General features: G+C 47.2%; 16 protein-coding genes. 6 read left to right on the forward strand and 10 right to left on the reverse strand.

The annotated features are described in order from the left end of the window. The first annotated feature begins 245 nt into the window (after positions 1-245). Both AC3CIC_RS21685 and AC3CIC_RS21690 read left to right on the forward strand, forming a co-directional pair. Positions 246-1538, forward strand: coding sequence for a fibrobacter succinogenes major paralogous domain-containing protein (locus tag AC3CIC_RS21685; RefSeq protein WP_488516197.1), 1293 nt, complete (start codon positions 246-248; stop codon positions 1536-1538). 339 nt (positions 1539-1877) lie between these two features. After that, positions 1878-2783 carry a Gfo/Idh/MocA family protein gene (locus tag AC3CIC_RS21690; RefSeq protein ID WP_394208754.1) on the forward strand — a complete coding sequence of 302 codons (906 nt, stop codon included), beginning with the start codon at positions 1878-1880 and terminating at the stop codon, positions 2781-2783. A gap of 106 nt (positions 2784-2889) precedes the next feature. Here the strand turns inward: AC3CIC_RS21690 and AC3CIC_RS21695 are convergent, their stop codons facing one another. Continuing rightward, positions 2890-3162 carry an outer membrane protein gene (locus AC3CIC_RS21695; RefSeq protein ID WP_488516857.1) on the reverse strand — a complete coding sequence of 91 codons (273 nt, stop codon included), beginning with the start codon at positions 3160-3162 and terminating at the stop codon, positions 2890-2892. Positions 3163-3242: 80 nt separating this feature from the next. Here AC3CIC_RS21695 and AC3CIC_RS21700 point away from each other — a divergent pair. Both AC3CIC_RS21700 and AC3CIC_RS21705 read left to right on the forward strand, forming a co-directional pair. After that, positions 3243-4405 (forward strand): IS3 family transposase gene (locus tag AC3CIC_RS21700; RefSeq protein ID WP_488514316.1). Its coding sequence is split into 2 segments (ribosomal slippage): positions 3243-3498 and positions 3498-4405, totalling 1164 coding nucleotides; the frame shifts between segments, so codons are not numbered across the junction. Positions 4406-4575: 170 nt separating this feature from the next. Continuing rightward, positions 4576-6143, forward strand: a protein-coding gene (locus AC3CIC_RS21705) for an IS3 family transposase (protein ID WP_488516198.1) whose coding sequence is annotated in 2 segments (ribosomal slippage) — positions 4576-5029 and positions 5029-6143 — 1569 coding nt in all. Because the reading frame shifts where the segments join, the coding sequence is not laid out codon by codon here. 29 nt (positions 6144-6172) lie between these two features. On the opposite strand, the gene AC3CIC_RS21710 is transcribed toward AC3CIC_RS21705, so the two are convergent. Further along, positions 6173-7324: an RHS repeat domain-containing protein gene (locus AC3CIC_RS21710; protein WP_488516199.1), complete on the reverse strand. Its 1152-nt coding sequence runs from the start codon at positions 7322-7324 to the stop codon at positions 6173-6175. Positions 7325-7459: 135 nt separating this feature from the next. Between AC3CIC_RS21710 and AC3CIC_RS21715 the strand changes: the two genes are divergently transcribed. Continuing rightward, the gene (locus AC3CIC_RS21715) at positions 7460-8422 is read left to right on the forward strand and encodes a transposase (RefSeq protein WP_488516200.1); all 963 of its coding nucleotides are present in this window, start codon (positions 7460-7462) and stop codon (positions 8420-8422) included. A 201-nt stretch (positions 8423-8623) separates the two neighbouring features. Here the strand turns inward: AC3CIC_RS21715 and AC3CIC_RS21720 are convergent, their stop codons facing one another. The 7 genes from AC3CIC_RS21720 to AC3CIC_RS21750 form a co-directional block, all read right to left on the reverse strand. Beyond that, positions 8624-8941, reverse strand: coding sequence for a hypothetical protein (locus AC3CIC_RS21720; RefSeq protein ID WP_488516201.1), 318 nt, complete (start codon positions 8939-8941; stop codon positions 8624-8626). Between the two features lie 433 nt (positions 8942-9374). Next, complete coding sequence (locus AC3CIC_RS21725) at positions 9375-9785, reverse strand: hypothetical protein (RefSeq protein WP_488516202.1); 411 nt, start codon at positions 9783-9785, stop codon at positions 9375-9377. 3 nt (positions 9786-9788) lie between these two features. Beyond that, the gene (locus AC3CIC_RS21730; protein WP_488516203.1) at positions 9789-13571 is read right to left on the reverse strand and encodes a scabin-related ADP-ribosyltransferase; all 3783 of its coding nucleotides are present in this window, start codon (positions 13569-13571) and stop codon (positions 9789-9791) included. Continuing rightward, a complete protein-coding gene (locus AC3CIC_RS21735; RefSeq protein WP_488516204.1) occupies positions 13572-14567 on the reverse strand; it encodes a Rhs family protein in 996 nt (331 codons plus the stop codon). Beyond that, on the reverse strand, positions 14564-15283 hold the full coding sequence (locus tag AC3CIC_RS21740) for a DUF4123 domain-containing protein (RefSeq protein WP_488516205.1): 720 nt from the start codon (positions 15281-15283) through the stop codon (positions 14564-14566). The genes AC3CIC_RS21735 and AC3CIC_RS21740 overlap by 4 nt, the downstream gene beginning before the upstream one ends. Beyond that, positions 15271-17307, reverse strand: a complete 2037-nt coding sequence (locus tag AC3CIC_RS21745) for a type VI secretion system Vgr family protein (protein ID WP_488516206.1) — start codon at positions 17305-17307, stop codon at positions 15271-15273. The genes AC3CIC_RS21740 and AC3CIC_RS21745 overlap by 13 nt, the downstream gene beginning before the upstream one ends. A 174-nt stretch (positions 17308-17481) precedes the next feature. Continuing rightward, positions 17482-18000, reverse strand: a complete 519-nt coding sequence (locus tag AC3CIC_RS21750) for an Hcp family type VI secretion system effector (RefSeq protein WP_017007402.1) — start codon at positions 17998-18000, stop codon at positions 17482-17484. A gap of 300 nt (positions 18001-18300) precedes the next feature. On the opposite strand from AC3CIC_RS21750, the gene AC3CIC_RS21755 reads away from it, so the two are divergent. Further along, complete coding sequence (locus AC3CIC_RS21755; protein ID WP_488516207.1) at positions 18301-18681, forward strand: hypothetical protein; 381 nt, start codon at positions 18301-18303, stop codon at positions 18679-18681. A 73-nt stretch (positions 18682-18754) separates the two neighbouring features. Here AC3CIC_RS21755 and AC3CIC_RS21760 read toward each other — a convergent pair whose 3' ends face one another. Continuing rightward, entirely contained in the window at positions 18755-19738 is a 984-nt protein-coding gene (locus AC3CIC_RS21760) for a DUF6708 domain-containing protein (protein WP_488516208.1), read from the reverse strand. Positions 19739-19742 lie beyond the last annotated feature (4 nt).

The raw sequence follows: 19742 nt of genomic DNA on the forward strand, positions 1-19742 counted from the left end.
TCAACTGGCATTTCCCACAAAAATAACCTGTTCGGGATGGCGTATCATAAATAATGTCTAATAATGTCTAATAATGTGTACTACACTCTCATTCTCTGCGTGATTTCAGTTGGTTACGTTGGTTGAATTCAAGGAAGTGTCACATTCCGAATAGGCGATTGAAGTGTTTATTCTCAACTAAATGAAGCTTTTTATTGGCGATTAAAGGTGAGTGCACGATGGGGAATAAGTTACTAAGGATGGGAATGAGCATCGCTGTAGTCATTCCAATGTTATCTGCTTGCAACAACGGGGATACCCCTACAGACATTACCGTGGTTGATGGATATATAAAAAATGCCACGGTGACCGATAGCATAGGTCGAATTGCGACTTATAGTGCCAACGGGGTTTATACGTTTGGCGCAGTGCCTACCTATCCACTTACCTCTTCGGGCGGTCAATTAGAAGGTTCTGATATTGACTTTGATATTACAATGACCATCAGTGATGAGAGCATTTCTGTTATCTCTCCTATCAATAGCTTTTTAGGGGGCGACGAGACGTTGCTTTCAAAGCTTTCGGGTCTAGGTTTGGGACCGTCAACACTAGACGAATTCAGTGTCGACTATATCGGTGTAAATGATATCAATCTGGCAAAGCTTGCACAGATTTTGTATTTAGTAGAAACCGACCCCACATTGTCTTCGGATTTCAAAAGCAATTTATCGTCTAGTGATTCTTTGTCTAGCTTAAGCGACATTTACACACTTGCTTCTAATCAGGTGAGAAGTGCCAGTCATCTAAGCGCCAACAAAGTAGCGTTAATGACTAAATTTATTGATGCCGTAAAAAACTACAATGGATCTGCTTTAGATATTGAAACAAGTTTGATGGCTTATAAACACAATTTAGTGACAGACGGCGCGACAGAGGTGACTCACAACAATGTTTCATACGGAGTAATTTTGTCTCCACATACTGGGGAATATTGGTTAGATAGAAATTTAGGGTCTTCAAAAATCTGTGAAAGTGCAACCGATAGCGATTGCTATGGTGATTATTATCAGTGGGGACGAGATGCTGACGGCCATGAAAAGCAGGGTAGCAGCAACATCAGTACACAGGCCACAAACATAGATAATGTGGGAAATGGGAATTTTATCACGGGTTTTTTTGATTGGGCGAGTGTTGATACCGCACGCACACTTAGACAAGCTAATTGGTCAAGTTTAGATGGAAGCTCCGTGTGTCCTGAGGGATATCGTGTGCCAACCGATACTGAAGTCAAGGCGGAAACATCCGACCTGACCGGAGATAATGCAATATCAAATGCTACGGACTTGTTTAACAGCTTTTTAAGGATTCCAATCGCGGGGTACCGAAATTTCGGCGGTGGTGAAATTCTAAATGTTGGAACTTACACATCATTTGCAACGACTTCTTTAGGCGATACGCAAACTACCATAAAGACATTTGACGCCGACTCCAGTTCTGCTGCTATTTTTAATACATCAAGCATTTCATTCGGTATAAGCGTTAGGTGCATTAAAAACTAGGGATATAGGCAGGCAGTGTTACTTGAGTCAGCACAATACGTTGCTGACTCATTCATAAGCCTAAATTCGAGCGGAAAACTGAATTAGAAATTGTATCTAACACCTACGATCATGCCTTGGTTGGATATGTCCAGACCATCCAAAACAGCCGTTTGATATCGGTACCTCATTCATCGACCATATCGCTAAATGCGACGCCGGCTTGTTAAGATAGAGACACAAAATCTGGGTTGAAAAAAACTTGAGCGATCTCTATAGCGAGTATTACTAAAGTAGAATGCGAGTATAGGGTGTGATGCGTTTCGTCTTAACCCTTTCATTTTCCCAAGTAGGATTTCCATGAAAATTGCTGTGATTGGTTTGGGTGACATTGCCACCAAAGCCTACCTTCCTTTGTTGACCCGTATGCCAGCCTTAGAGCTAGTGTTGTGTACCCGAAACCCTGAAAAACTGGCTGAAGTTGCCAGAGAGTACCGCATCACAGAAACGTGTCGTGATTATCGAGCGTTGGTGAATATGAACGTCGATGGCGTGATGATCCACACCAATAGTGAAACCCATGCCCCCATCGCGACGTTCTTTATCGAGCATGGCATTCCTGTATTCGTTGATAAACCTGCCGCTTTGAATTTGCCTGATTATCAAAAACTACATGATTTTGCTGAACAGAAATCAGTGCCGTTGTTTGTTGGCTTCAACCGTCGCTACATTCCGCTTTGGCAATCGCTGGTGGTGCGTAGTGACCTTCGTACTATCAGTTGGCATAAACACCGTTTGAACCTTATAGGCGCAGCACAAGACTTTGTTCTTGATGACATGATCCACGTGATCGATTCACTCAATCTTAACGGGAAAATTGACCAACAAGACGTGCAAATCTCTGTGCAACGCAAGGGTGATGACATCGCCATGATTAACCTGAGCTGGGAGGAAAATGGCACGCTGTTTAACGGCCAAATGAACCGCTTATTTGGCAAAACCTGTGAGTCCGTTTCTCTGAGCTTTGAAAACGAAGCCTACCAGTTTGACAGTTTCCTGCGCGGCGAAAAACTCGAAAACGGCAAAACTGAACGCATAGAAATGGCCGATTGGACAGATACGCTGGAAACCAAAGGCTTTAAAAGCATGCTGGAAAATTGGGTCAGTGTGGTGAAATCAGGGCGGGTGGATGCACAGATGAAACAGCGGAATTTATCGACCCATGCTTTTTGTGAAAGGCTTGTGCGAGATCTCTTACCGACTTAAAGAAATGAGTTTGAGTATTTAAGCAGTAGCAGGCAAGAAGATTGTATGAGTCAGCGCAATATGTCGCTGACTCATCAAATTGAAGCAGTTCGAGGTCATAACCGAATTAGAAGTTGTATCGAATGCCAAGGGTCACGCTTTGATTGGATACATCCATGCCGTAGAAACCATCGAAATCAGCCGTTTGATAACGGTATCCTATGCCGATATCCCATTCGTCAATCATATAGCCAACTTCAAGGCCTGCTTGGTAAGAAAGATCGGAATCTTTAATGGTTTGACCATTATTCTTGATTTCAGAGGACATCGAGCCCACACCTAAAATCAGAGCGCTGTATAGATTGTTACCAACTTCAATGAACTTAGGCTTGGCATTGATATAAAGAGCCTCTGTAGTGGTTTAATGATCCCGGACACCATTTAAGGTGGTAAAGTCACCACTAAAGAAAGAGGTGTTCCATGACAAGACAACGTCGTTCATTCTCCGCTGAATTTAAACTAGAAGCAGCCTGTTTGGTACTTGACCAAGGGTATTCAATTGCTGAGGCTAGCCGCTCATTAAACGTCGGTGAAACGGGACTCAGACGCTGGGTCACACAACTTGAACAAGAGCGCGGCGGTAGTACGCCAGTTTCCAAAGCCTTAACGCCAGAGCAGCAGAAAATCCAAGAGTTAGAGGCAAGGATCCATCGACTTGAACGAGAAAAATCTATTCTAAAAAAGGCTACTGCTCTCTTGATGTCGGACGAACTCGAACGTACGCGCTGATAGACCAATTGAGAGAGCAAGAACCGGTAGAATTGGTCTGTACTGTGTTCGATATCGCCACGTCGACTTACTATGAGCACTGCCAACGACGCCATGATATTGATGCTGAACGTTTGCATCTTCGTAGCGAGATCAACCGACTGTTTACGCTGAGCAGAAGCTCTGCGGGTAGTCGCACTCTGGTCGGCATGATGTGTGAAATCGGACATAAGATTGGACGATTCAAGGTTCGCCGATTGATGAAAGAGGCACAACTCATCAGCAAGCAACCCGGTTCACATAACTATAAGCAAGCTACGGTTGAACGGCCTGATATTCCCAATCAGCTTGATCGTCAGTTCACTGTCGACGCCCCAAATCAAGTATGGTGCGGCGATATTACCTATATATGGGCGGGTCATCGTTGGTGCTATCTTGCCGTTGTCATTGATCTGTATCGCAGACGGGTTGTCGGTTGGGCCATGTCTGACAGTCCTGATGCGGCATTGGTGACAAAAGCGTTGTCGATGGCGTATGAGCAACGAGGAAAACCAAGTGGCGTGATGTTCCATTCGGATCAAGGCTCCCAATACAGCAGTCGCCAGTTTCGACAACACCTGTGGCGGTATCGGATGACACAAAGCATGAGTCGCCGTGGCAACTGCTGGGACAACGCTCCAATGGAAAGGCTATTTAGAAGTCTAAAATCTGAATGGATACCAGCAACAGGCTATGCATCTTTTGCTGAGGCATCCAAAGATATCAGCCATTACCTGATGAGCTATTACAACTGGAAGAGACCGCATAGTTATAACGGTGGTCTTCCACCTGCGAAAGCTGAAAATCAGCCTAATTTACTGTCCGGAATGAGTTGACCACTACACACTGTACAACACCACCTTTGCCATATTGAGGATAATATTCAGTCAAGGGCTCTAAAAATCCTCCTCTGTCACCAGCGTCGTGGGGGCCCCCGGTGTCAGGATAGTTGTCCAGATCTTAGAACGCCCAAAAATCCAGCAATGGAGGGCTAACGAAGGACACTATGCCGAGATATTCCGAAGAAAGAAAAGCTGCCATCTTGAAGAAGCTACTGCCACCGCATAACAAAACCATTCCAGAAGTTGCTGCGGAGGATCACATCAGCGAAGCAACGTTATACAATTGGCGTAATAAACTCCGCTCCGAAGGTAAACCTGTGCCAGGTAATCAAAAAAATTCTGAACATTGGTCAGCTGAAGCCAAGTTCGCCACCGTCATCGAAACCGCCAGTTTGTCAGAAACTGAGCTTAGCCAGTATTGTCGCCAGAAAGGTTTGTACCCTGAACAAGTTAAAGCGTGGAAACTCGCTTGTATCAGCGGTGCGGGTCAAGCAGAGCAATCTAAGAAAGCAGAGCAGACAGAGCGTAGAGCGGATAAAAAGCGTATCCGAAAATTGGAAGCAGAGCTGCATCGTAAAGACAAAGCCCTGGCAGAAACGGCGGCGCTATTGGTGCTGTCAAAAAAGCTCAAGGCCTTGTACGGGAGCGACAGCGAGGAGGACTGACTCCTCTCGATATGCGCGAGACATTGCTGGCGCTTTTTGATGAAGCGGTTGCTAATGGCGCGCCTCAGTACAAGGCTGCAGACCTCATGCAAGTTCCACAGCGAACGTTGCGCCGCTGGCGTACGTCACAGGGTCATGTGTTGCCCGATCTTCGTCCTCTGGCTATCAGACCAGAGCCGAAAAACAAGCTGTCAGAGCAAGAGCGCCAACATATTCTGAATGTCTGCAATGAGGCTGACTATGCCAATTTACCGCCCAGTCAAATCGTGCCGAAACTGGCCGATCAGGGAGAATATATGGCCAGTGAGTCAAGCATATATCGTGTGCTGAAAGCTAACGACCAACTGCACCATCGAGGACGGGCGAAACCGCCACAGCCTACGACGGAGCCCGCTTCTCATGTGGCGACAAAGCCCAATGAGATCTGGACTTGGGATATCAGTTATCTGCCCGCGAAGGTTCGTGGTCTGTACTGGTATCTTTATATGGTCATTGATATCTACAGTCGCAAAATTGTGGGTTGGGAAGTCCATGACTGCGAATGCGGAACCCTTGCTTCTCAGCTGATTGAGCGAGCCACCTTCAGTGAACGCTGCTTCGTGAAGCCTCATTATTTACATTCTGACAACGGGGCCCCAATGAGGTCACTCACCTTGCGTGCAAAGCTTGATGAAATGGGCATCCGAACATCCTTCAATCGTCCGGGCGTTAGTAATGACAATGCCTATTCAGAGTCATTGTTCCGTACAGCCAAGTACCGGCCTAACTATCCGGAGCATGGCTTCGAAACGCTGGCAGAGGCACGTGAATGGATGCTGAATTTTGTAAACTGGTACAACAACGAGCATCACCACAGTGCGATTAAGTCCGCCACTCCAGCAGAAGGACACGGAAACTTAGATACAACAGTGCTGGCGAAGCGGCATGCCTTGTATCAGCAGGCGAAAGCCAAGCATCCTGAACGCTGGGCAAGGGAGACTCGCGACTGGTCACCCGTTGGTCCGGTAACACTCAACCCCAAAAGCGGAGACAATAACGAACATGGCGGTCAAAAAAGAGCCGCTTAATTAGAAAATCTGGTCAACTACCTTGAAATCTACCGGGGGACTCTTGCTCTAAGTCCCCATTCAGGATCGAAAAGCTGCAAAGTATCAAACTCTCCTCTAAGACGGGCGTCACTCCAAGAAGCTGAGTTTCCTTCTTCATAAAATATTTGGAATGCATCTCTTGCTTGTTGTCCGGTTTCAAATTTCTCGAAGCCAAAATAGCTTAATGGCGCTTCTTGCGATGCTATTGTTCTTTCAGCATAGCTTGAATCCATGTATCGATACCCCGTTGAAGGCAAAGTAGTAGCAGGTCCGTCCGAACCAACATAAAAATCGGGTTTTTGACTACCTCCACAACAAACACCACCAGCCTCAACAACCGCCAACCCTAACGGATCCACCCACCCCGTTGGATTAGGCACATATTGGTAGTTGTTTAACCCTCCTGCAAGCCCTATAGGGTCAGCTGTTACAAAGCGCCCAGTATTCGGGCTGTAGTATCGGTGTCGGTTGTAGTGAAGCCCGGTTTCTTCATCGAAATATTGCCCTTGAAAACGCAGAGGGCTGACGATTTCTTCAACGTGTTTTCTCAGCACATTGCCGTAAGCGCGGTATTGCACTGACCAGACGGATTTACCGTGTAAATCGGTGATGTCTGTTGGTGTGCCGATTTGGTCGAGGTGGTAGTGGTAAACCTCGTAATCTGTGCCTTCACTGGACAGCATTGCCATCGGCTTGAAGGTGCCTGGCTCGTATATGTATGTTTGGTAGTGCTCGCTGCTGGTCTCTGCAATTAAGGTGTCGCCTTGCCAAACAAACTCGGTGGTTTTCTCCGTGCCGAGTTTATCGGTGACGTTCTTTTCAATGCGTCGTCCAAAGGCATCGTATTTGTAAGTTGCGAATGTGCCATCTGGGAGTGATGCTTTGATCAATCGGTGCTGGCAGTCGTATTCGTAACGAGTGATTAAGCGCTGGTCTTTTCCGCGTTTTTCAGTGATGAGTCGGCCAAATTCGTCGTACTCATAGTGGCTGTCACCATGAAACTTGAGTTGGTTGCCGTTAACGTCGAACGGCTTTCGTCCTGCATTTGCACCGATCACCTGATCGAGCAAGTTACCTGCAGGGTCGTGGGCGAAGGATTCCTCAACCACACCACGGGTTTTCTTTAATCGAGAAAGGGGATCGTCACTACAGGGACACACACTTTAAGAAAAGCATTAGTTTGTTAATTTCATCCGATAGTGCTTTCAGGCTCAAAGCCAGGTCTCCGAGATGAATGCAGAGTTGTTGAACGATATGATCCCCGTATTGTTCGACGACTCGTGACTTATATCTCAATGACCAAAGCTCGCTCATCCCTAATTAGTATTGACGCTACCCCTTACTATCACTGCGTCTCGCGTTGTGTGCGTCGTTCATTTCTTTGTGGATATGATGAACATGCGCAGCAAAGTTATGAGCATCGTCGTGGTTGGATTGAAAAGCGGCTACTCGCGCTATCGGGCGCATTTTGTATTGATATTTGTGCCTATGCCATTATGAGCAATCACTATCATGTCGTGCTCCATATTAATGCAGAAAAAGCCAAACATCTGACTGCACATGACGTTGCCGAGCGCTGGTTGGCTTTCCATCAAGGACCCGCATTGATTCATCGTTTTCTGCAGCAAGAGACACTCACCCACTCAGAAACAGAGCGATGTGTTGAAATAATAGCGGTTTGGAGAGAGCGTTTGGCATCAATTAGTTGGTTCATGCGCTTACTTAACCAACACATTGCGTCACAAGCGAACCGAGAGGACAAATGCACAGGCCATTTCTGGGAAGGGCGATTTAAGAGCCAAGCGTTACTCGATGAAAAAGCCCTTGTGGCGGCGATGACCTATGTGGATTTGAACCCGGTCAGGGCTAGCATAGCGGAAACGCCTGAAACCTCAGAGCATACGTCCGTCAAAGTGCGAATTGAGTTATTGAAGAAAGAAGAAAACACCGCACCTTGCTTGTACCCCTTTGCTGGAAACCCGAGGGAACCGATGCCAGAGGGTATACCACTTAGGTTGATGGACTATCTTGAACTTGTTGATTGGACTGGTCGTCAAAGCCGAGAAGATAAACGGGGTAAGATTGATACCCGAACACCTGAGATACTCAATAGGCTCGGGTTTGATGGTGCAGAATGGTTAGATACCTACGCACGAATAGAGAAGGGAACACTCATTGGCACAGAGCCTGCCATCAAAGAAGCCATACATTTGCTCGGCCGAAAACGCCTTTGCGGGTTTCGATTACCGACTCACTAACGGCGATAGCAACACCCATTTGCAACCAGCACCGCATCAGTGGTTTTCATCTGCCTGATTTTCACTAAACTCGTCGCCAACACACTCAATTCTCTTTTCTAGACATAAAATCCAAGAGAAATGTCCTGAATTCGTTCAATGGGGAAAGCTTAAATGGTGATGAGTTCGTTGATTATTTAGGTTGCTTGTCCCATTAAATTATTAAATTTCGCCATAGGCTGGAGTAAGCCTATTACCAATACTGAAATCATCAAGGTTGACTTCAAAGTGCCAATCGTGGAAGTGACCAACTAATTCTGAACATGAGGCAACAACAGCTATGCCACTCTCAGATGAGGGATGGGCAACGATGTATTGATAGGAAATTTCTTTTTCTGAGGGGGGGATTGACGTAACAACATGTCCATCTAAACCTAGCACCATTGCATCTAGGTGGCCGCTTGGTAAGTACTCCATGGCAACGATTAGTCGGAGGGATTGACTAAAAACCGCGGCGCCAGAATTTGAATAATGGGACATTACTTCGATACCATCATGCACCCATGTGCTGAACTTAAAATCTACATTTTTAATTGTTACCTAATTAGCTTCTCTGCAGTTACCTCAAGATGTTTCATTTTCTCTACTGGACTACGAGGTAGTAACAAAGTATTGCTAACGATAAAAATGCAGATTTCCCTATCATATTCATTCCTTTGATAATTTATTTATCTTTTCTGAAAATCCTAGTCTCATATCGATTTTCGATGTCCATTCTTCCACCTGAACTATCAATTACGATGTTTCTACATGAACACTCATCATAATACTCTGGTTGAGAGTAGATGGTATCGCCACATATCATGCATTCGTAATAAACATTTTTTCCTGTTGGATATCCCAATACTTGGTTGGGAATGAGACCAACATGATTATTTCTCCGCATGTATAGTGGTTCTATAATATTTGATAACTATCTTTGGCCTCGGATGCTTTCTCTTCTCTTCTCTTTTTGTTCTTTTAAGTCTCCAATTAGTGCCAACTCAGAAATATCGATACTATCGAAAATGTTTACTACGATTGGATCTTTTTCATTTTCGTTGAACTCGTATGCTAGCTCTCCAAAGGAGCTTTCAGAAGTTAACCCGCCGGGAAAAACATTCCTCTTTGACCCAAAGCATAAAAGGAACATATTATTATGTTTATACGATTCTCGTATTTCAGCTAACGCATAGAAGAAGCTGGGGCTAGCAACCTTTCCACTAACAGAGTTGCTATCTGTGTAATGAATGGTCGCAACATTATCAATTAAAGAGCAAGATAGCGCCACATCACCGACAATTTTCTCATGGTTAGATAGCTTTATTGTTCTAGAAAATTCCACGGATTACTCCTTGTAATTAGGGTTTTTAACAAATCCACCTGTCGGACTATTATTTCCGTCAATTGGGGTGCAGCCCTTTATATAACATGCTTGAATGCCACCAGGGAAAGCTACTTCATGTTCATGAGCAAAAGGGTTTTTGGGATATGCTTCATTTACATCAATACCATGACCAGTATCATCAATAAGGTATATATATCCTGACTTTCCAGTCTGTGTATTTACCTCCGATGCCCCTGAAGGATATTTTGATGTCCCCACGTATTGACTGGGTTCATTGAAGTCCACGTAGTCCTCTATGGGTACATTGGCTTCTGGCCTCCATGGTTGAAATCCATCATTGAATATAGTTGATGGATCCCTGCCATCTCTACGGTATAACTCTCTTCTTCCTCCTAACGGAGGACCATTACATTGACACGTAACTTCAATATTCGCCAGCCCCAATGGATCCACCCACCCTGTCGGGTTCGGCACATACTGGTAGTTGTTTAATCCACCCGCTAAACCTATGGGGTCAGCAGTAACAAACCGCCCAGTGTTTGGGCTGTAGTAACGATGTCGGTTGTAGTGGAGTCCTGTTTCTTCGTCGAAATATTGCCCCTGAAAACGCAATGGGCTGGAGATCTCTTCGACGTGTTTCCTGAGCACATTGCCGTATGCGCGGTATTGTACTGACCAAACGGATTTACCGTGTAAATCGGTGATATCTGTCGGCGTGCCGATTTGGTCTAAGTGGTAGTAGTAAACCTCACAATCTCTACCTTCACCGGATAGCATTGCCAACGGTTTGAAGGTGCCGGGCTCGTAGATGTACGTCTGGTAATGGTTTTTGCTGGTTTCGGCAATCAGGGTATCGCCTTGCCAGACAAACTCGGTGGTTTTCTCGGCTCCTAGTTTGTCGGTGACTTTCTTTTCAATGCGTCGCCCAAAGGCGTCGTATTTGTAGTGAGCAAATGAACCCTCTGGGAGTGATGCTTTGATCAATCGGTGCTGGCAGTCGTATTCGTAACGAGTGATTAAGCGCTGGTCTTTGCCCCGTTTTTCAGTGATGAGTCGGCCAAATTCGTCGTACTCATAGTGGCTGTCACCATGAAACTTGAGTTGGTTTCCGTTAACGTCGAACGGCTTTCGTCCTGCCTCTGCGCCGATCACCTGATCGAGCAGGTTACCTGCAGGGTCGTGGGCGAAGGATTCCTCAACCACACCACGGGTTTTCTTTAATCGAGAAAGGGGATCGTAATCGTAGAAAACAGTACCGAAGCGGCTGTCAGCCATTTCAGTCAAATTGCCGTCTGCACCATATTGGTATTGGCGAGACTGTGTTTGGCGACCATTTTGATGCTGCGTGTGTGCGGTTAACCGCCCTTGCTCGTCGTGTTCGAAACGGCTGAGAATATCGCCTTGTTTACGGGCGGTTTCGAGGCCGTTTTGATAGTGGTGGCGAGTGAGTTGCTCATCGTTGAGTAAAACGCGATTTAATATGCCGCCTGCTGAACGCTCATAGCTTAGCTTGTTCGCATCAGGGAGTTGCCAGTGAGTGAGGTTGCCCACACTGTCGTATTCGAAGAAACTAGACGCCCAGTGTTGATGCTCTTCGGTCAAACGCCCTAACAGATCGTAACGCCATGCTAGCGGTGTTTCACCGTCATCAACGCCAAGCAACTGCCCAAATTGATCATAGCGGTAGGCGACTTCATTGCCATCTGGCAGTGTTTTCTTGGTCAACCTGCCCATCGCATCGCGTTCGAAAACAGTCTCTAGCTGCGTGCCTTCTGTGCCCGTTTCGGTTTTCTTTAGCAGCTTGCCGTTGAGATCGTATTGGTAGTCGAAACGTCGTCCATCAAAGGTGACTTCGCTGCGAACCAAGCCATTGGCGAAGTAATCAATTTGATAGATTTCATCGCGCTCATTGATAATGGCAGTGACGAAGTTTTTGGCGTTCTCATACTGGTAGCGAAGCGTTGAGCCGTCGGGTTGGATAACTCGGCTGACAAGATCAGTATTGGGGTGATACTCGTACTGCGTCGCTAGCCCATTTTCATCCACGACACGGGTTGCTTTGCCATAGCCGTTGTAATCGAAATGCTTGGATTGCCCCGATGGAAGTATGACCTTGCGGAGCCTGTCGGCATCGTCCCATTCATATTGTGTGACAGCACCTATCGGCGATTTTTCAACGATGATTCGCCCGAATATGTCATAGCGATAAGAGGCTTTTGCGCCATCAGGGTAGGTTTCGCCGATCAGCATACCTAGACGGTTCCACGCTAGCATGTGTTTGCTGCCGTCAGGGTAGGTAATGTCAGAAAGCTGGCCTTGTCCGTTGTAACGGTAGAAGGTGTCTTGCCCTAATGGGTCGCGCTTTTCAGTGATATCACCATTGGCGTTGTATTTATATCGCCAGTTGCGCTTGCCTTGAATGACTCGGCGCAGATTGCCGCGCCAATATTGGTATTCAATGACTTCACCATCGGGAAGGACAGTGAGCACACGTTGTTGGAAATCGTTGTAGACATGACGGGTTTCGTTACCCAGTGGATCGATAGAGAGAACTAAATCACCGTTATCGTTGAATTCGTTTTTAGTGACCGCCCCGTCAGGATCGGTCTGTTCGATGAGTTTGGCATTCTCATCATGCTGGTAGGCCGCAGTGCTTCCGTCTGAATAGGTGATTTCGACGGCATTGGTGGCATTGTTCCACTCAAATTTCGTGTCGTATCCCGTGTTGCTCCAGTGGTGAACGCAGCGAACTTCTTTTCCTTCACCTTCCCACTGCCAGCCGAATTCAACGCCCCCTGCCATTTTTCGCAGTGAAATGACGTTGGCGTCATCGTATTGGTAGTGTTCGCCTTCACCTACGGTGTTGAGGGCGTCAACCAGTTGTCCACTCTCGTTGTAGTGATAGATGAAGCTGGTGCGCTCTGTTATCCATTCTTTCTTTGAACCGTCTGATTTCAGGGTGCGGAATTCAATGGCCGTGATAAGACCTTTTTGATAAACAAACCAGAGGGCGATGCCGTGCTCATTGATGACAGCTTGAGGGCGCTGGTAGCCATCGTATTCGACAATCAAACGGTTACGGTAATTGTCTGATAACCCCGTCAGTTGGGCTTTGTTCCCTTTGCGGGTGAAATGGTGGAATGGCTGACCCGTTTGAGCCAATACATACTCGTCTTCTTTCTCACCCAAAAATACTGCTGCCCCCGCGAGGTCATTATAGATTTCAGGGCGTGACGCTGTGGGCTCTGGGAGTTGGGTGCGTTTGCCTTCGGCATCTTTCCAGAACAGTTTTCCCGCTTCGAAAATCAGGGATTGGCTAAGTGGATGACCCCAACCAAAACCCAGACCTGAATTAAGTTCGCAACTTGAAGTTTTGTAGGTTCGAGTGAACGTGTAAGGCAACGTGCCAGGAAGGGTGACATCGCTGAGTTGCAGCGTTTCTTCACCCGTGACCATGGAGACGGGGCAGCCTTCCGAGACATCTTTTCCTGTACCTTGTGTCGCGTCGCCTTTGTCGGTGGTACTGCTGCTGTTATCGATGTCCCGAGGTTTTTCAGACGTGATATGCGAAGTCTGTGTTGCTGAACGTTGTTCCGAGGTCACCCCCTCTAAACTTTTCCCTTCTACACGTTGGGTTGCCTTTGCCCGGGCATTAAGCTTGCCGTTACCATGCTGGGTGACTTTTTTAAGTGTGTCGATGTTGTCGATCGCATCTACCTTGGTGATATCAACCACTTCTTTGATTTTCTTTACGGCCTGAACGGCACGCTTTTTACTGCTCATTTACGCACCTACCATGGCTGCTGTGCCAGCAACATCTCTGAGTCGATTGAGATTTCTTAAAACCGCACCACCGGGGATAACGATACTCAAAACCACCTCAACCAAAATCGCGGCAAGAGAAACGGTAACCAGAGTGAGGATCTGCAGTGGGCTGAGGGTTTTGAACCATGAAATGACGGCATTCAGACACAAGAAACAGCGTGCTTCATCTTTTATCAGTGTCAGCATTCGCTCGGCTTCTCCTTTTGCAGAGGCCAGCATTTCCGCAATTAGCTCGGGATTCTCCATATATTTGGAGAGTTTTTTTGCAAGTTCAGTGGGATTAGCCAGTAGCTTGAATAAATCGGCAATTTCATCCCATGCATCAATGAGCTCATCGAGCATTTTGTCGAAAAATTTGCCAACTTCTTGCCAGACATCGATAGGGTCTGATAGGTAGAGCTGCCACTCGCTGCGCTGCGTCTTCCATTCTTTATCCAGCCATGCACTGAGTTTGCTAATGGTGGGGTCGTACGAGTCGATCATGGTTTTGATGTCACTCTCGTTCACCTCTGGATAAAAGGTGATGCGGACGGGCTTACCGCGATACTTTTGGTCCAGCGTCACTTCAGCCGTGCCATCACTACCAATGGTGCCGGATACCGCTGGGCCGTCAGGCTCATAAGAATCAATAAATATCCCATCATCGAATTTAACGGGTTGTACCTTAAATGGCGTGCCTGTGATAGGCACAAAGGCTTCGGCTTCAAAGCAATGAACCAGAGTTATCTTTCCATCCAATGGACACGTGATGATATCGGCTTCTATCTCGGAATCATCAGTATCAGCCGATTGCTCATTTTCATTCACAATGACCTTCTGCTCCATTTCTAGCGCCCAGCCATAAAACCAGTTCTCTGAATGCTTTCGGTACTCGTCGATAGAGGTTTCAAAATCCCTTTTGATGGTGCTGAACATTTTATCGACATCACCCATTGTCATGGTGGTATTGCTCATCGATACACCTCTTTTTCCAAGGACGTTTTTAATAACTGATTAAGCGATCCATGCTCTTCTTTATGACGAGTAACGAGACGAGTGATCTTGGCTTGCAGTGTGCTTTCGGGGTAATAGAAATAAAGATCGGCGTGATTTTCACGAAGCCATTTAACGCTGTTGGTGATAAGTGTGATTTTGTCTGTGTCAGTGATTTTCTGAACTACATTTTTTGGCACGTTCCACCAAGGGAAAGGCTTCTCATCGGCATGTTTTATTGGCGTAACATTGAGGATTTCTTTTCCTTTCGCCTGCCATGTTTGGCAGGGTCCCATCACCTGAGCCCGCTGCTCGTCATCGCAAAATTCCGCAACAGTGAGGCTGAACCTAGGATCGTAGAAACGAAAAAACGAATGAGAACCTGATGGCATCCACACTTGTGTGAGGCTTCGAAAATGCGCAAGCGCGTCTGCCATTGTTGAGTCTGAACTCACGAGAATGCCCCAGTCTTCAGGGGCTTGCTGCGCTTCCCATTCGGTAAATGCGCTGAGGTGGGTGACATCCGCAATGAAAGGCATGACTTCAAGCCATTCTGCGTAAGGTGTGCCGCTCCAAAGCGGTTTTGCATCGTTTCCACCCAACCGATAGAAATGCTTGATGGCATTCTCTTCTGTTGTGCCATTGAAAATGGCGAACCGATTGATGCTCTGTGGTGTTGCCATGTTTAGATCGCGCATTGACCGTCCTTACATTTTTCACACTCTTCACAGAAAGGTGCTGCAGATTTCATCGTCGCGATTTGGGCGGGTGTCAGTATTGGTAACGGATTTGCAGGCTTGGGAGGTAACTGACCCGGCAATGTCGGCGCAATGCCACCGAATCCACTGCCGGTGCCTGCGCTGCCACCTGCATTGAGATCAATCACTGGGCCTGAAATGTGCACGCCAGCAGCATCAACAGTGACAAAGCATCCCCCCGCTTTTAGCGTAATTTGGCTTCCTGCTTCAATGACCAATTTGGCGCCTGATTTCTGATGGATTTCAGAGCCAGCTTCTACAAGCTGAGATGTTCCTTGCTTGATGTGAATGCTGTTATCGCTGATAACGGTTTTATCACCCTTCACATGCGCTTTGCTTTGTCCGTCGACGGTTAAATGATCATCGACTTTGATGTGCGAAAACCGCTCGTTTTCCACATCCAGATGCAAATCATGTTTGATGTTGTCTTTGCGGTCATTCTCGACCAGCAAGTTCATGTCCTTTTGGGCATGAACGTAAATCTCTTCTTTGTCCGCTTGGTCTTCAAAGCGAAGCTCATTGAACCCTTCGCCTTGATGGGTTTCGGTGCGGATTACCGTGCGGGTTTTGTTGGCTGGCAGCGGGTAGGGCGGCACATTGGTGGCGTGATACGTTCTGCCCGTGATAATTGGTTGGTCTGGGTCGCCTTCTAAAAACGACACAATCACTTCATGGCCGATTCTTGGTATCGCCATCATGCCGTATTGCCCGCCAGCCCAGCCTTGCGAGACACGTACCCAACAACTTGAGGCGTCGTCGCTGTTGCCATATCTGTCCCACGGAAACTGCACTTTCACGCGCCCGTGTTCATCACAGAAGATTTCCTCCCCGGCAGGTCCAGTCACAATGGCGATTTGTGGGCCATGCACACAGGGCTTGGCTTGTGGCGCAGGACGCCAGGGGCGGTGAGCGGGAATGACCGAAAACGTATTGTGATAGGTGGTCATGCCCTCGCCACCGTGCTCTTCGAGCGCTTGGGGCTGCGTGCCTTCACACTGCGCCGAGACCACCACCCAATCGCGATTGGTGGCATCATCAGGGTGGTCGGTTAAATCAAACAACATGCCGGCTTGAATTTGCATCACATTGCTCGAGGCGGTCGCCGTTAACGCATCACTGCGCAAGTGCTCGAGTCGGTATTGGGTAAAGGGTTTGCCCGCCGCATCGCTTTTGAAGCGACCCGGGTAGTCATAGTGTTCATAGGTGCCGCGTTGGAAGTTCATTTCCGTGCCCGCATGGTCATGCAAAAAGCCATAAGCCGGTTTTTTGAAGCTGTAGTCTTTCAGCTGCGCCGACGACGGGCGGGTTTGCGCCGAGAATTGCCAGCCTTTGACAAAGGTTGAACTGGCCGTGCCGCCCACGGTGGCGTTATAAGGCAATGCTAATGACGAGTGAGAGAGCGTCTGAGTGTCATCCGAAAACAACACGGTATGTTTGTCTTTGCTGTGCAAGAAGGTATAGAAAATGCCTTCCTCGGCCGCGATACGTTCTAAAAATTCAAGGTCAGACTCACGATACTGCACACAGTATTCGCGGGTCTGCGGGCTGCCAGAGAGCGCGAACGCATACGCATCAATGCCCATTTCTTGCAGCAAGATACTGATGATTTCAGGGACAGATTGTTGCTGGAAAATACGGCTGTTATGGCGAAGGGACAAACGCGAAAGGGCAGGGACCATCTCAAGGGCATAACGAGAATGGCTAAAGCCCGTATCACCGCGGGTAAAGCGGCGCACAATGCCATGAAAGCGTTGGGCTAACTCCCCGTCTTTCCACAGCATCAAAGAGACATTGCGGTCAACCACGTCGTTTTCGGAGAGGGCTTCTTTGCGGCTCGCCAGATTGACCTGATACACGAACGGCGCAGAAAGGCTATCCGTGCCCGAGAAGTCGACCACCGCAAAGGTGTCGTCGGGTAAGCCTTCAACATGAAGAGTAAATTGCAGACCGCTTTCCGTAGCCATAAACCATCCCAGCATGACCCTGTTTAAACAGCGTCCGTACATCATTCAACATCAGGTCGTCAGGCGTCATTGCTTGACGACAAAACCCGCCCAAGGGCGGGTTGGGCACAAAAGGCTCGCATTGCTTCTTTTCAACACAAGGACAAGAGAGGCGGAGCCTTAAGTCACGAAGCCTTACGCTTCAATCGGCGCACGCCAGTCATCGGCACCTGACGTACCCGCTACAGTGTGTTCCCAATCAATCTTGCGGTAAGCCACAGACACAGTCACCAGCTGGGTGAACTCTTTCTTGTTCGCGTCTTGGCAATGGGGCATTTGGCAATCGATATCGATGATGGTGCTGTCCGTCAGGATGGTCGAGAAGAAATGCTCTTGCTTGCCTTCCACGGAGGTGCGGTACCATTTGAGTTCAATCTTTGGCAGCATCTCGCCTGATGCGAGTGAGTTGTACATCAGCGGCACGGCTTTGTTCAGCGCCACGGTGAACTTGAACGGCTTGTGAACACGTTGGCCAGAAGGCTGACCGCTTTGTGGGTCGGTCGGCACGGTCACGATGTGGTCAAATGCTTGCACCAGCATTTGGTCTTCGTGGCCTTCCACATAGATGTTACCGACAGAGTCAGCAGTGAACGCGCCAGCAGTGATGTTGCCCTGAGTTTTACCTTCAATAGCGATATAACATGGAGTTGGCATTGCGATGTCCTTATTCAATGGTTGCCCGCCAATCATGGCGGACAGAGAAATGAGTGATACAACGCAAGAGATAACGCAAAGGGTGTGCCAGCTCTGAGGTGCAATAAAAACAAGGAGTTAGCGAGCAACCTCACTCAGGCGAGCAAAGAATTGCTTGGAAGTCGGGCGAAAAATTGCTCAGCGAGCAATATTTGGCCGGAATGAAAAAACAGCGAGCACACCAATTTAACGTTTTGGCGCATCACTCAGACACTCGATGCCTTTCGGTACTGATAGCATGCAGTGAAATGGATTTAGCCTATGACTCATGGCGCAGAGAACTTGATGATGAAAGACATAACCTTCTCAGTAGGAGCCGTCACCTTTACCTACTCGCTCACCGCAGAGCAAAAGAAATTTCTGCGATTGGCTCAAGATACCCACGTTGATTTGGGTCAGTGGCCCGATTTCTCTGAGAATATGACGCAAGTGATTCAAGATGCGATCCCTGATTCGCTCAAGCTGCCATCAGAAAGCCAACTCAACTACGTACGCACTATTTCAAGTGATTTGAATGTTCCGCTACCGGAAAAATACGACCAAAGCGCAATAATATGTTTGTCGTTCATCGCCGACCACAAGCCAGCCCACGATAGGGTACTGGCGGTGTTCAATGGGATAAAGGGGAGGTTGTTGGGGTGAGCTGAATTCGTCGTCTTTACCCAAGGTTTGCAGTAAAGACGACGATGATATAGTCATCACTGTGTTAGCAGAGTTAATGCCAGTTGACTGTTTTCCCAGTCCATTTATGTACTTCTTCAGGCCAATGGTCTTTGATTGGATTGAAGCGAATTGCAAATTGAGATGGTGAGATGAATGGCAACAGTCCATAAAAAATTGGCGATAAGCACCAACCAATAACTTTTGCCTTTGTGCTCCAATCGGGATTCGGAAAACCAAAAAGCACTTTTTGTTGCATATTTCCCGTTAGGATACCCTTTTCTCCTATGGTCATGAACCGTCGAACGAACTCCCAATAAACATATACCTCTAAATGCTCAGCCACAGCAGTTACCAAATTTAAAGCGATAGGCTGGTTTCCGCATTCTCCTTTTACACAGTGTTTGGGGTACAACCAAAGGTTCAGGTTATATGCATCCGAAAAAGCACCATAACCGACATGGTGAGGGGCATACATTGAAGCGATTTCACATTCACTCCAAGGGATCCGATAGAGGGCTTTTTTGTGGTAAACATAAACCTCCTGATTTTTATGATGGAATCTAACAGGGGTTCGTATTGGTCGAAAAAATTCAACAAAACACAGAGCAAATACGAAGATAAGAATACCTAATTCGGCAGGATCTAAATATAGCCAAGGAGTGTCGTCGCGAAGTAATCTTATAACTAGATATGTAAATAAAAATATTGGGAACATGAAAAATTGTGAAAAGCGAGTCAGTGTTTGCCTGTTATGCACGCTGTTCACTCTCATATCAATGAAATCTCCATGCGTTCCCGCTGAGAAAAGGAGATAAGATGCGTCATAAAACCCGCCTTCATCTGTTTCGTTGTCATCAACTAGCTCCACAGTTTTTGCGGGAGGGCTAAGAATATCCTCCATGATATGGCTAGTACCAAAACCCGTGCTAAAGCCCTTGCCTCTTCTTTTTATTGTATTCCTAAAATGTGGTGCGTAGCCTTCTTGCTCCGCCCCGATCCAAAGGTCATCAGAAACTTTATTGATTCTATTTGGCATAATT

The organism is Enterovibrio sp. QJM3NY_24 (assembly GCF_057786035.1).